This window comes from Curtobacterium sp. MCLR17_044, assembly GCF_003234435.1.
Taxonomy (GTDB): Bacteria; Actinomycetota; Actinomycetes; order Actinomycetales; family Microbacteriaceae; genus Curtobacterium; species Curtobacterium flaccumfaciens.
In genome coordinates this window covers 1-12,288 of sequence record NZ_QKTC01000030.1, presented here as the reverse complement: position 1 = coordinate 12,288, position 12,288 = coordinate 1, and the positions used below count along the sequence as shown (strand labels likewise).

The window sequence follows — 12,288 nt, the reverse complement described above, 5'->3', positions numbered from 1 at the left end:
TTGCCATGGCCAAGCCTCGCAAGCGTCGGAAGACCATCGTGGACCCTGTGCGTCCCGGTTGGATCATCGAACGCGCTTCCAAGGACAAGATCACCCGGATCGCGGAGATCGTGGACTTCTCGGATTCCGCGTTCATCGACGAGATGGTCGCGCACCTGGAGCTGGACTCCCGGGGTGTGCCCGTGTGGTGGCCGTACCCGGTCTCAGTGGACGACGGGGAGCTGCCTATCGACGAGGCCTAAACCAAAAGGCCCCCCGCCGAAGCGAGGGGCCCACGTATTTGGCTCTGAACCTGCCCAGTTTGGCGACTAACAGGTTCCGAGTTCGTTCCTTCGAAGCACCGGCTGCCCGCCGGACCTTCGTCGTACCCACCGGAATGGAGGTCCCGGGGGTGATCCCATCGTAAGCCCTACATCTACGGTTATCCACGACTCGCCGCCGGAAGTTCGGAAGTCTGTAACTTCCCAACTCACGGATGCCGGTACTTCGGTACCCCCCGCTGCCCAGCAGCTGCGCGGATCGTCGAGTGCTGACCCCACAACCGCCGCACCCTCCGTTCACTCGGACCGGGTCGCCTGGCGGTTCCTCGAAGACGCCCGCGGGCACCGTCGCCGGGTGGCGCTCAAGGCACCGAAGTCGTGGGGTACCGACTGGACTGAGCGCGCCCGCGTGGGTCGACGCTCATCGACGCTGCCGGCACCAGAGGGTGCGTACGCGGCACTGCCGGCGTGGTCGTCCCGTCGGCAGTACCTCGCAGCGGTCGCGGCCGCGGTCGGCTCTGAGCAGGGCCGTGCGCTGCGGAAGGCGTGGGTGCGCAAGTGGGTGGCCGACGAGCCGTTCTGGGCGATCGTGCACGCGTTGGCGTCGTTCGCTGACAACACCACCGGCCGCGGGGTGACCGCGTCGCGACAGACGATCGCGATGAAGGCCGGGCTGCTCGACGACGTCGACGTGTCGACCGATGCTGGCCGTCGACGGGTGCAGGCCGCGATGAAGCGCGTGCAGCAGGTGACCGCGATCCTCACGGAGCTGGGCCTCTACGCGATGGTGCGGGTGGGGCGGCCGTTGTCGGCTCGTGAGCAGGCGATGTTCCGCGCTCGGGGGCTGTACCAGAAGGCGGTGGGCAACGAGGCGGCGCTGATCGTGCCGGGGCACCTGGCCGCTGCAGCAGCGACTCATCGACCTCGTCGCGGGGAAAGCACCTTCCACCTACATCCCGAAACCTCAACTAGAAGCTCTTCTCCCGTTACAGAGATACCCAACAAGCCGCGTTCGCGGCGGACGGCCGCTGCGCGACCGGGACAGCAGGGATCTTCCACACGGCCGAAGAGCACACGAGCACCACTGCGACCGCTGAGCGAACGCTCGCCGGCCTTCCGGCGGCTTGTGGCGGCCCTGGATGCCGCGACAGTGCGCCAGGACGGTTCCGTGGTCGGACGATTCACGCAGGGACGCTCCGTGCTGGGTCTAGTGCGCATCCTCGACGACTTCGGCATCGACGCCTCGTACACGGCTGACGAGCTGCTCGTGCGGGTCCTGCGGTGGGAGCCGCACTACCGGTTCCGTGACGGCCTCGGGTGGCTGCGTGCGCGCCTCGCTCGTGCGTTCCGCCGGCCGACGTCGACCGTGTCGGTACCCCCCACTCCCCCGGAGTTCACCGGGCAGCGCGACCTCGAGCAGCTCTGGGCCACCGACGTCACGTTCCGTGAGGGCTGGGTCCGGCTGCAGGCCCTCCACGCAGCCGAGGACGCCGCGAGTACTCCCCCGACCGCCGCAACGACGCCGAAGCCCGGCGACGTCGACGCCGCGGCGCCGACACCCGGGACGCGGCCCCGGCGAGCGTCGACGGTGCCGGAGTGGCAGCGCGAGCTCGAAGCAGCTCAGGCCCGCGTCGCCGCCGAAGACGCGGACGAGCTGGCCGCCGCGATCGCCGCCGCCCGCGCTGCCGGCGCCCCGAGCTCGCGGACCCTGCGGACGCTGCCCTACGTGCCGGCGGGCCTCACCGTCGCCCGCTGAACCAGCCACCGCGGTGACCGCGTCGATCGGCGGCAACTGCGCCGTGCGGCACATAGCTGCCCGGCGTGCCGGTGTTCGGAAGTGCCGAACACCGGAAGGTTCGGAGTTCCGGACGGCGGGAGTTCGGAGATCTGGAAGTGCGGAAGAGCCGAAGTCACAGACCACCAGAGTGCCGATGTCCGGCAGTACGGAAGTGCCGGAGAGCCGAAGTACCAGGCTTCGGAAGTCTGTAAGTTCCGGAGGTACTGAGTCGAGACGGGGGTAGGGGTTGGCCGGCCCTTAGCCCTGGGGGGCACGTCCCGGCCAATCCTATCCACGGTGAAGAGTCAGGGAAGAGACCCCCGGGCAGATTCGTTCGGCTCCCACCGGCCCGCTCCCGGCGGATGGTCGTGCCCGCTGGGAGCGCCTCACGGGCTCGTGGGTGCACGTGACGGCGGCCGGCGCTACCGTGGTCGCACCGGGGCGTTCCCCCCAACACCCCGGACGCAAGAACGGCCCGTACGCGATCCCCCCATCGCCGTACGGACCGTTCTCTGCGTCGGTCGTCAGTAGTTCGGGCGCCACCCGGACTGTGTGCGCCGCTGCCGGCCGCGGGCCTTCTGACGGTCGTACTCCTGCGTCTTGCTCTTGCCGTAGACCGTCATCGTCACTCCGGTGATCGGTTGGTCGGAGACGTCGAGATTGGTGTACCGCTCGCCGTTCTCGTCGCGGAACCATGACAGGGCGTCGCCGCCGTGGTCGTTGATGCGCTTGAGCATCGTGGAGGCGTTGTACTCCTTGATCTCCATCACTCGGCCGTTGGCGTACGTGACGCGCGTCTTGATCATCTGCTGGGTGTCACGTGCCTGCCCTCGGGCGGCGCCGCGCACGCGCTGCAAGATCTCGCCGTTGGCCTGCTGGCGGCCCTTCGCCGTGCGGCCCTTCGGGATCTGCATGTTGTGCTGCCGGCCGCCGCCGCCGAGGTAGGTGGTCGTGCGGAGCCGGCCACCCTGCCGGTCCGGGGTGTACTTGCCGCCGGTGTCCTGGGGCACCACGGTCGCTTCCTCGGCACCGGCCTTGTTCCGGACGCGCACGAGCTGCCCGGAGCTGTTGCGGCGACGGGGCGGGATGATGCTCGTCTGCCCCGTGCGTGCCAGCTCGAGCAGCGACGCCCGGTACATGGCGCCGCTGGTGGTCCCGTCGAGCACCTTCCGGACCATGCGCGGCGAACGCTGCAGCTCGCCAGCGATCTCTGCCACGCTCAGCCCGCGACCACGGAGCTCCTGAACGAGTTGCTGCGCGGTGCTGTTCTGCCGCGACGTCGGGTCGCTCACGACGCCACGCCGTCAGCGGCGTCGCCCGTGCTGTTGGCCCACGCGGACGAGGGTCCGGCAGCATCGGCACGCTTCGCCAACGCGTCACGGGCGTCTCGAGATGCTGGCGTCAAGAATGAGCCTGAGAGCAGACCCTGGAGGCGGAGGCGACCGTTCTTACCGTCGTCCCCGCCTCCGTGCTCGGTTGGGAGGCTCCACGACGGCAGCTCGGTCGTGTAGATCGCGTCACCGTTGATCCCGATGAGGGTGTGCCCGGGGATCGCGAGCGCCCCCGCGGTCCGGTGCCCGAGCCCGGAAGGGCTGGAGAGCACCGCGGCGCGGCCGCGCCCCCAGATCTGCGCGGCGAACTCGGGGTGGAAGAACATCCGCGCGCGCTCCGTCACCGTGCTGGGGATCTGATACAGGAACAGCTTCCCCTGCTGCACCACCGTCGACTGGTACTCCGCCGGTACATCGAACGAGCTCTCCGCGACACGGGTCTGGGACCGGCCGGCGGAGTTGAAGTTACCGACCGTCTGAACCAGGATCGCGCGCAGCGCAGCAGCCAACGCGTCCCGCAGCAGGTCCGGCAGCTCTGGGTTGGACCGCACTCGGTCACGAGCGCGCTTGATGCGCTCGTAGAACGTGTCCAACGGCCGGGCCCGGGTGAACTGGATCGCCTCGAGGGGCTCCACGAACCAGCCCGCGTTCAACGCCACGAACACTTCGGCGGCGTCGGCCCAGGTCTCCCCCGTCGCACCAGGACGGTTCGGGTAGTACCAGCCGTCCTCGACCTTGAAGTGCTGCATGCCCAGCAGCCCCACGTGGTTCCAGTCGTCCGGCACCTTGAACCGGACGAGGAACCGAGCGCGCGCGTACGGGTCGCTTTCGAGCAGTGCGTAGGCGCCGGCACGGTTCAGCCGGAGTCCCGGTCCAATGCCGAGCTCTCGGCCGAGCGAGGAGTACATGAACCGGCCGTCGATGTGGGCGAAGGTCTGGATCTTCTTCGTCTTCGCGGGATCGATCAGCGGCACGCAGTCCTCGTGCTGCTGCATGCTCTTTCCGGCGACCATGTGGTCGTAGTGGTGCTGGCCAGCGGTGCCCTTGATGTCGGCCGCCATGTCCGGTGAGACCGGGATCGGGTTGATGTTCTTCGGCAGTGACCACGCCCAGAGATTCGTGCCGGTCGCTGCCGGCGAGAGCATCAGTCGTGCGCGGTCGTCGACGCTGGCGATGATCTCCTCGAGCGTGTTCCACGCCAGGCGCGCCTGCGCGGGAGTAAGTGGGAGATCCCCGAACCACTCTTGCACCGTGCGGACCTCGACCTTCTGACCGGTCACCGCGTGCTGGAAGCGACCTGTCGGCGGTCCACCGGCGACCCAGTGGGAGCCGGGAATCCAGTTCGGCGTCTGCACGAACAGCCAGTGCCGCACACCGGGCGCCGGTTCCGGACGCTTGCCGCTGAGCATGATGCGCTCGGCGCCGTACGTCGCAGCCGTGTCGAGCAGATCAGTGAGGTTCGGGTTCTTCCGGCCCGTGCCCACCTTGGCCCGGACGGTGGTGCCTTCGCGGGTGACGCCCTGACCGGTGGTGTGGTCGAGCCAGATCGTGGGGACCTCTTTCGGGGTCCAGCCGCGGGGACGGTAGCTGTTGTCCATCGCGTGTTCCTTCCGGAGTGCCGGAACTACAGAGACCCGTAGTTACAGACTTACAGAGTTAGTCAGTGAGGCCGAGGGAGGCGCGGATCTCAGCCTCAGTGGAGCCCTGCAGCTCGTCGGCGCGGCTCATCAGCAGGTCGACGGCGACCCGGATCAGCGTGTTGTCGGTGATGCGCGGCCCCGGGGCCAAGCGCGTGCGCTGCAGCCGGCGGGCGGACCGAGACAGATCCTCGAGCTGGTCGTCGCGGAACCGGCACTCCTTGCGCACGAGGTCCTCGAACAGTGCAGTCGATGCGGCGGGCTTCTCAGCAGCCGGCGCGGGAGCCTCGTGTGCCGACGCTGCGGCGGCAGGGGCCTCGGGTGCAGCGGTCTCCGTCGTCGGATGCGGCTCGGTCGTCTCGTCGACGGCTGCGCTGTCCAGCAGTGAGGTGAGCTTCTTCCGGGCCATCAGTGGTCCTCCTGCACGGTTCGGGGTGACATGGCACGGATTGAGAGGAGCTCCATCGCGATGCGACGGAAGTCCTCACTGGCCTTGAGGTCGTTGCGGGACGCCCGGTACTGCGTCACCACGAGACCGTCGATCGGCGCCTTGGAGTGCGACTTGTACCGGCGGACCGCGTTCTGGAACCGATTCAGGCCGATCTGGTCGACGAGCTCCTGGATGTCTTCGAGATCCTGCGGGGTGCGCGGGTCGTACTTGTTGATCAGCACCCGGTAGTCCAGACCCCGCGGGACGATGAGCGTCTCGACGGTCTTGCGCAACGGGTCGATCGACAGCGCCTCGGCCTCGGTCGGGGCGATGACGAAGTCAGCCTCATCGAGAACGGGCGTGAGGATGTGGGTCGACTCGAGCGACCCGGGGGTGTCGACGATGATCACGTCGTACGGCAGCTCGCGCAGCCGGGCGAGGTTGTTCGGGTCGAGGTCCGCGGCGAAGTCGAACGGCAGGTTGTCCCCGGCTCGCTCGGCCCAGAACGTGACCGAGCCCTGCGGGTCGATGTCGACGACGAGAACCCGGCACGTCTCGGACAGCACTGCTGCGAGACCCATCGTGGTCGTGGTCTTCCCGACGCCGCCCTTCTGCATCGCGATCGCGACGATCCAGGGCGCCACTGGTGTTGGCGCGGCGGCCTTCCGTGGAGTTGGCATGGTGCGTCCTTCCGGTTTCGATCTGACATTGACGAATGTACTACACCCCGGAGTCTGGAAGCAACAGAGTTACGGAATCTGTAAGAAACAGACTCTGTAAGTTGTGTTAGGAACATGCTACTTTGGACGCATGGGACAGGAACAGCTGGTCGCGACCGCGTTGACGATCGCCCGCGAAGCGCACGCCGGGCAGGTCGACAAGAGCGGTCACGCCTACATCGAGCACCCTGTCCGCGTCGCCAAGCGCGTCCGCCGGCGAGACCCGGATGCTTCGGCAGCAGTGGTCGCCGCGGCGCTCCTCCACGACGTCCTCGAGGACACCGAGCTCACTCGAGCGGATCTGCTCGCCCGCGGCATCCCCGTTGACGTCGTCGACGACGTCGACGCGGTCACCAAGCGCCCAGGGGAGCCGGCTGAGGAGTACTTCGCGCGGGTGCGTGCCCGCGCCGGCGCCCGAGCGGTCAAGGCCGCCGACATCGAGGACAACACCGACCCCGAGCGCCTCGCGCTGCTCGACGAGAGCACCCGCCAGCGGCTGGTAGCGAAGTACGAGCGCTCCCTGCGGCTGCTCGAGGGGGAGTAGCCCCATGTGCCAGTCCTGCGCGGAGGGAGGCCGACGATGCCGCGACCGACGGCGCCTCCAACAGCTCACCACGGCCGACCTCGCGCCCGAACAGACCAAGCAGCTCCCCGAGGTTGACTGGGCCGGCACCGCGGCTGAGGACGGCGCTGAGGCCGTTTGGAGGGACTACGCACCGGCGATCGCCACCGAGACAATCGCCGTGCTCGCCGAAACCCGCGCAGCAGAGCAGCACACCACTGCCGACGTTGTCGACGCGATCCCCGCCGGCGCCCGGCCACACGGGCTCGAGTTCCGGATGAAGAGCCCCGCCTCCCTCGCCCGGAAGATCCGCAGCCGCGCAACCACGACCGCAGCCGCCCAGAACGCCGGCGGACTCCAGAGCGTCTCGGACAAGCTCACCGATCTGCTCCGCTACACCGCCGTCACCCCGCGGCACGACGACCTCCCGGGCACCGCCAACACCACGATCGCTGCCCTACGGGCGCGCGGGTACACCGTGGTGTCCGCCGAGCACTCCTACGTCGCCGGCAACGCGTACAAGGGCATCCACGTCCTCGTGCAGCACGGTGACGAGCGGCCGGTCGAGATCCAGTTCCACTCCGAGCTCAGCCAGGCCGTGAAGGACCAGAACCACGTGGACTACGAGATCGAGCGCGACCGCAAGACCCCGTACAGCGAGCGGAAGGCAGCACACGAGCGGATGACCGGGCGCTCAAACGAGATCCCGACGCCCGCCGGCCTCGGCGAACTCCCCAGCATCGGCGGCCGTCCGCTGACCGAGAAGACCTACCCGAACCCATACTCCGTGGCGCACAATGAGACCGAGGAGACGAACCGATGACCCAGTTCCACGAGGTCCGCGACAGCGACCAGAACCTGGTGTGGATTGCCGCCCACGAGACGGCCGGCGAACACCGCATCTTCGTGTACCTGCCCAACACTGGCACCTGGCAGCACAGCACCGCCGTCGAAGACGACTTCTACGCACAAGACCGTGCAGCCACCTACACGCCCATCAGTGCTGAGCAGGCCGTCGGCAAGCTGCCCACGCTCCGCAAGCTCAACGCCAAGACCGCCAGCTGGCTCCTCGAGGACCTCACCTCGAGTACGACTGCCACCGCAGCCGAGCTCGGACTGCCCACAGCCGTCACTGCACGCCCAACGAGCGAGACGCAGGTCATCGAGATCCTCGCCAAGAACGACGGCGGCAAGTGGGTGAAGGTCTACGCGGGCCGCACCCGCAACGCTGCCCAGTCATTCGCCAGTGACCTGCGAAAGGGCAAGAAGGTCTCGATTAATCGGATTGGACGCTTCGATGCTCGTGTGGTGCACGGCAATGTGGTCGAGGCTCGCAAGGTGAATGATGTCCAGGCAATCAAGCCTGGTCGAGAAGTGGGTCATCGCTCGCAGTAGTTCCCGGCAGGGGCAAGCTCGCCGTGTACCGATACCAACCTTGTGCCGCCGACAGCAGCAGGCGGGATGTCAAACGGGCGAACATGAAGAGGTTGTCGACGTTGAGGCGCACGATGGGCTGACCGTCCACGTCGGTGACGTCCGATACGCCCATCATGCTGGTCATTGACCCATGTGCGAGTGAGCTCAGCATCCCCCAGGGCCAGGTAAACGCCAGGTCTGGAACCTGTTTTCGATGGTGATTTTGGGCGGGTTGCAACACTTCAGTCAGCATCTCGAACCGGGGCCACTTCTTGACCTCGGGTAGATCTCCAAGCCCCAGCGCGCGCATGGCTCCTTCAATCGCCGAGATCCTTCGATTGATCACAATCGCTTCCCGATGGTGCCGAACTCGAATCGGAAGAGTGATCGCCATCCTCTTGGCCAAGTTCTCTCTACCCTGCGCACTACGCAGGTCATCACCGACGATGCGGTATGCCCTCCTCAGTCGCTCGTCCTGACCGGCGTTACTTTGCAAGAGCCACCAGGCGACGCCGGCGTTCTCAAGGACACTTCGGAGCAGCGCGTAGTCGGCATGCAGATGGACATGCCCGGAGGCCCAGAGCACGCTCAAGGCACGCGCCGAATCGTAGGCAGCCATCAGCTTTGCTGAGGCGACGACGCCGGGAACGAGATCGCTATCGACTGATCCGATCCGAGCCATGTCGTCACCGTACGGAGTGCCTGGGGCGGCGGGTAGTGCTGTTGTGGGCAGGTAGGAGTCGACCGCGCTTCGCCAGCGTTGACCGAGCTCTCTCAATTTTTCGCCGACCGCGTCTTCATCCACGCCGATGATCGTAGCCGAAATACAGAGAAGGGGTCCGCTGATCTGGATGATCAACGGACCCCTATCTGATTTTTACAATCCTAGTTTTTTGACAATCCATTGAGTTGCCCTGCGGAAACATTTTTCGATTCTCCGAACCGTAATGTAAATCTGAGCCCAAATCATCAAACTCAGAGTTCCGAAATACGGGAAGTATCCCGATTCAATTAGGATTAGAGTAATAACCAATAATAACTCGAACAATTTGTTACCAATTTTCTGAATAAAAGAAGAACCTTCGTGTTCATCATGTATTCAGTCTAACATAGAATAGGGTCCATTGGGCGATATAGCGGGCATTCTGCGAAACATTCTTTGACCCCAGTTCGGGGGTCAAAAGAATGCAATCGTAGAAGACTTTGCAGATAGCAGCAAGAAGGGCACCCCATCTACCTTTGTTGGTAAAAGGGGTGCCCTAAGTTGAATCGACGACGACCTGCCCAATCGGGTCGTAGCGACAGTCAAGCGATCGCGGGATCTTCGGCAGGGAGGCGGATGTCGAACCACTCCGGTTCCTTGACGTGCACGAAGAGGCGATCGTCCTTGGCGTTGAGCCAGCCGTAGACGATGAATCGGGCGCCGATGAGGTCTTCGACGTCGTCGAGCCGGTAGGTGGTGAGGAGGTCAGCCATCGCGTCCGGTGGGACCCGCACGGTGAGGGTTTCCCAGCGTTCTGTGTTGAGCCAGTAGGAGCCACCGGAGGCGGCGGCCCAGCGGATCTCACCCCAGTACAGCCGCCTCCGAGGCGGTTCAACATGCTCGGTGGTGATGTCGAGCGTGCGGACGCACACCCGTCGAACCGGGTGGGTGTAGTCCTTGTCACGCCCGGGCAGCACCAGCTGCTTCGAGCTGGTGCGATACTCCGAGTCGCGGATCAGCGAACGCAGGATCGCACGAAGCCCTTGAGTCGGGACGGACTCGCGAGCCGCTTCACCAGGCACAGTGTGACGGCCGCGCCGTCCCGGCTCGGCTGGGGGAGCGTCGGGATCATGCTCCAGGCGAGGACCCATCGCCGCAGCGCCCCCGTGCTGCGCCGGGCGGACCTTGACCACGTTCTCGGCTGGAGTTCTCGGGTCGGTCTCCTGGAGCGCTCGATACTCGGTGTCGCCGGTGCCCCCCGATGCGTAGCGGCAGTCCGGGACCGCATGCCGTGCCCAGAAGGTCGCCTTGCGGCCGTCAATCGACTGACGTCGGAACATCGCGTCTGCACTGCAGCCGAGGCATGTCAGTCGCAGAGCGATCGATTGGCGGTCGGCGGCGTGCTCGAACTCTTCCGCGGTGATGGTGTCGCCGGTGATCCCGTTGCGCGCTTCGAACATCGTCCCCTGATCCCTCCAAGCCCCGGAACTGCCGGGGTCTCTAGCTCTGTCGGTCGTCTTCGCCTGCAGGTCAGCCCTTGAGGATGAGATCCCGGGGCAGCACCAGTGGCCCAGCCTGGTCCGCTGCATGGACCGCGGCGCCGATGAGCTCCTCTGACTCTTCGGACAGCGGTGCCCCTGCGACGTGTTCGAGGAAGCCCTCGATTGCGGTCCGCAGGTTCCGCGGGCCGCTACCGCTGTACCCGTGGGTGAATGGGCCAGGGTGAGAGCTCGCGAACGGCATCAGCGTCGGGCCGAGGGGCGTGTCGAGGTAGACCGGTCCCTCTTGTGTCATCGGCTCAACGACGATGCTGGTGAACGAGCGTGCTGGGTCCTGCAGATCCGACGGGGTGCGCAGCACCGGGATTGCAGCGCAGTAGAGGATCTCGGACGTGACGTCCAGGTAGCCGACGCGCACGCCCCCTACGTCACGGGACAGCATCGGCTTCAGCCGCGGCAGCTGTTCCTTGTCGACGTAGTGCCGGGCCGCCTCGAGGAGTTGAGCACGGATCGCGCGGAACGCGGCGTCGTCATGGACCAGATCGCCGGCGAGTGCCTGCGCATGCTCCGCGGAGATCGGGTGCGCATAGCCGGAATGGCTTGACCACGAGCGGAACGTGTACGGCACCATCCCCTTCGGTCGCAGCGAGCTGGCTTCGTCGACCCAGTCGGAGTCGCGCTTGTTCGCAGCCATCCAGGTCCGGTGGTAAAGCGCACCCAGTGCAGCATCCAGCGCGATTTCTACCCGGGGTGACGGGGATGTGCCGTGATCGCCGTAGGTGTTGAAGATGACGTCTTGAACCCTGTCTGCCACAGCGGTGAAGGCGGAGGGGGCGAGCGGATCAGTCTGCGGAAGCTCGCGAATCGCGCCGGCACGAGCAGCGAAGTCGGGATTGCGGAGGAGGAGCTGCTGCTCGACGGCGTCGACGTCGTCGTTCCAGTCGGCGAGGCCGACCACGGCATGCGGTTCACCTGATGGCGCTGCACCGCTTTCCTCCCACCGCACGCGCTCGAGCAGGCCGCCTGCGAGCGCGACGCGAGTGTCGGGCTGCAGATCCGGCAGCGCGTGCACGATCGCAGCTGCGGCCGCTGCGCGGGCATAGCCGTTGTAGTCCCGGACGAGCGCGACCCGCTGGCGTCCGTTGGCCTGCCACTGCTCGAGCACCTCCGTTGTGAACTGATCGGGCAGGAAGATCGGCACTGGGCGTCCGAGCCGTTCTCTGAGAACGCGCGCGGAGATCCCGCTGGTCTCCACCTTCGGGAGCGGTTCTGTGGGCGAACGGACGTCCAGCCAGTGTGGGGCCGGCCGGCGGCGGTCAGCGTCGCTGTCGTCGTACGTCGCTACCAAGTCGAAGAACTCCGAGCAGCCGTACTTCTCACCGACCAACACGAACGCGGCACGGGTGATGTCGCCCTCGAACCAGTACTCGGCCGCTCGCTTGGCGACCAGGCGCAGCGCGTCCCGGTCGGAGAACACAGACCGTGCGCTGCCTCCCTGGGTGACGCCGGCGAAATCGGGCGTCTCGTGGAACGCAAGCGGCTGCAGGAACACCACCGCGGCTTCCGGGTGGTCAAACCGCATCGCGTGCACCGGGAAGCGCTCCTCCTGCTGCAGCTGCAGGACGACGTCGTCGACGAGCTCGACCGGGATCGGAGACGGTGTCAGCCCGTACACCGACTGGGAGACCGTCCTCCCTTGCCTGCGGCCGACAAAGGACTCCGCATAGGCGTTGGGCCACGCCACGACGTCGTCGCTCTGCTCGGGCTCCGCCAGCGACCCGGAGGTCTGCAGCTGGTGCACACGCTGCGGGGTCACTCCCAGTTCCCGCGCCATTCGCTTCCTCGACCACAGCTTCATGTCATCCCAATCGGTTGGTTTACAAAACCGTAAGGGCAAGGCTTACGAATTATCAACCCCCCTGCGGTGCGTCTGTCTCTTATACACATCTCCGAG

Annotated in this window: 12 protein-coding genes; 5 read left to right on the top strand and 7 right to left on the bottom strand. The window is 66.3% G+C overall.

What is annotated here, in order from left to right:
* Nucleotides 1-5 precede the first annotated feature (5 nt).
* Nucleotides 6-242, top strand: coding sequence for a hypothetical protein (locus DEJ04_RS16885; RefSeq protein ID WP_111047833.1), 237 nt, complete (start codon nucleotides 6-8; stop codon nucleotides 240-242).
* A 373-nt stretch (nucleotides 243-615) separates the two neighbouring features.
* Nucleotides 616-2,016, top strand: a complete 1,401-nt coding sequence (locus DEJ04_RS18275) for a hypothetical protein (protein WP_146248749.1) — start codon at nucleotides 616-618, stop codon at nucleotides 2,014-2,016.
* 545 nt (nucleotides 2,017-2,561) lie between these two features.
* Here DEJ04_RS18275 and DEJ04_RS16875 read toward each other — a convergent pair.
* The 4 genes from DEJ04_RS16875 to DEJ04_RS16860 are packed head-to-tail and all read right to left on the bottom strand — an operon-like array spanning nucleotide 2,562 to nucleotide 6,115.
* Nucleotides 2,562-3,329, bottom strand: a complete 768-nt coding sequence (locus DEJ04_RS16875; protein WP_111047831.1) for a hypothetical protein — start codon at nucleotides 3,327-3,329, stop codon at nucleotides 2,562-2,564.
* The gene (locus tag DEJ04_RS16870; RefSeq protein WP_111047830.1) at nucleotides 3,326-4,966 is read right to left on the bottom strand and encodes a hypothetical protein; all 1,641 of its coding nucleotides are present in this window, start codon (nucleotides 4,964-4,966) and stop codon (nucleotides 3,326-3,328) included. Before DEJ04_RS16870 ends, DEJ04_RS16875 begins: the two co-directional genes overlap by 4 nt.
* A 58-nt stretch (nucleotides 4,967-5,024) precedes the next feature.
* A complete protein-coding gene (locus DEJ04_RS18630; protein ID WP_220035581.1) occupies nucleotides 5,025-5,414 on the bottom strand; it encodes a hypothetical protein in 390 nt (129 codons plus the stop codon).
* On the bottom strand, nucleotides 5,414-6,115 hold the full coding sequence (locus DEJ04_RS16860; protein WP_111047829.1) for a ParA family protein: 702 nt from the start codon (nucleotides 6,113-6,115) through the stop codon (nucleotides 5,414-5,416). Before DEJ04_RS16860 ends, DEJ04_RS18630 begins: the two co-directional genes overlap by 1 nt.
* 130 nt (nucleotides 6,116-6,245) lie before the next feature.
* Between DEJ04_RS16860 and DEJ04_RS16855 the strand changes: the two genes are divergently transcribed.
* The 3 genes from DEJ04_RS16855 to DEJ04_RS16845 all read left to right on the top strand — a co-directional run bounded on the left by DEJ04_RS16855 (nucleotide 6,246) and on the right by DEJ04_RS16845 (nucleotide 8,111).
* A complete protein-coding gene (locus tag DEJ04_RS16855) occupies nucleotides 6,246-6,698 on the top strand; it encodes an HD domain-containing protein (protein WP_111047828.1) in 453 nt (150 codons plus the stop codon).
* 199 nt (nucleotides 6,699-6,897) lie between these two features.
* Nucleotides 6,898-7,539 carry a hypothetical protein gene (locus tag DEJ04_RS16850; RefSeq protein WP_258371415.1) on the top strand — a complete coding sequence of 214 codons (642 nt, stop codon included), beginning with the start codon at nucleotides 6,898-6,900 and terminating at the stop codon, nucleotides 7,537-7,539.
* Nucleotides 7,536-8,111: a hypothetical protein gene (locus DEJ04_RS16845; protein ID WP_111047826.1), complete on the top strand. Its 576-nt coding sequence runs from the start codon at nucleotides 7,536-7,538 to the stop codon at nucleotides 8,109-8,111. The genes DEJ04_RS16850 and DEJ04_RS16845 overlap by 4 nt, the downstream gene beginning before the upstream one ends.
* Here DEJ04_RS16845 and DEJ04_RS18270 read toward each other — a convergent pair.
* From DEJ04_RS18270 to DEJ04_RS16835, 3 genes are all read right to left on the bottom strand, one after another.
* A complete protein-coding gene (locus DEJ04_RS18270; protein ID WP_146248748.1) occupies nucleotides 8,074-8,991 on the bottom strand; it encodes a hypothetical protein in 918 nt (305 codons plus the stop codon). The two genes, DEJ04_RS16845 and DEJ04_RS18270, sit on opposite strands and share 38 nt — an antisense overlap.
* A 446-nt stretch (nucleotides 8,992-9,437) precedes the next feature.
* A complete protein-coding gene (locus tag DEJ04_RS18265; protein WP_146248747.1) occupies nucleotides 9,438-10,295 on the bottom strand; it encodes a hypothetical protein in 858 nt (285 codons plus the stop codon).
* Nucleotides 10,296-10,365: 70 nt separating this feature from the next.
* A complete protein-coding gene (locus tag DEJ04_RS16835; protein WP_146248746.1) occupies nucleotides 10,366-12,168 on the bottom strand; it encodes a hypothetical protein in 1,803 nt (600 codons plus the stop codon).
* Nucleotides 12,169-12,288: the final 120 nt, after the last annotated feature.

Excerpts from the sequence above, each read along its gene's own strand:
- DEJ04_RS18265 (WP_146248747.1), bottom strand. The coding sequence starts at position 10,295 with ATGTTCGAAGCGCGCAACGGGATCACCGGCGACACCATCACCGCGGAA.
- DEJ04_RS16835 (WP_146248746.1), bottom strand. The coding sequence starts at position 12,168 with ATGGCGCGGGAACTGGGAGTGACCCCGCAGCGTGTGCACCAGCTGCAG.
- DEJ04_RS16860 (WP_111047829.1), bottom strand. The coding sequence starts at position 6,115 with ATGCCAACTCCACGGAAGGCCGCCGCGCCAACACCAGTGGCGCCCTGG.
- DEJ04_RS16870 (WP_111047830.1), bottom strand. The coding sequence starts at position 4,966 with ATGGACAACAGCTACCGTCCCCGCGGCTGGACCCCGAAAGAGGTCCCC.
- DEJ04_RS16885 (WP_111047833.1), top strand. The coding sequence starts at position 6 with ATGGCCAAGCCTCGCAAGCGTCGGAAGACCATCGTGGACCCTGTGCGT.
- DEJ04_RS16855 (WP_111047828.1), top strand. The coding sequence starts at position 6,246 with ATGGGACAGGAACAGCTGGTCGCGACCGCGTTGACGATCGCCCGCGAA.
- DEJ04_RS18630 (WP_220035581.1), bottom strand. The coding sequence starts at position 5,414 with ATGGCCCGGAAGAAGCTCACCTCACTGCTGGACAGCGCAGCCGTCGAC.
- DEJ04_RS16845 (WP_111047826.1), top strand. The coding sequence starts at position 7,536 with ATGACCCAGTTCCACGAGGTCCGCGACAGCGACCAGAACCTGGTGTGG.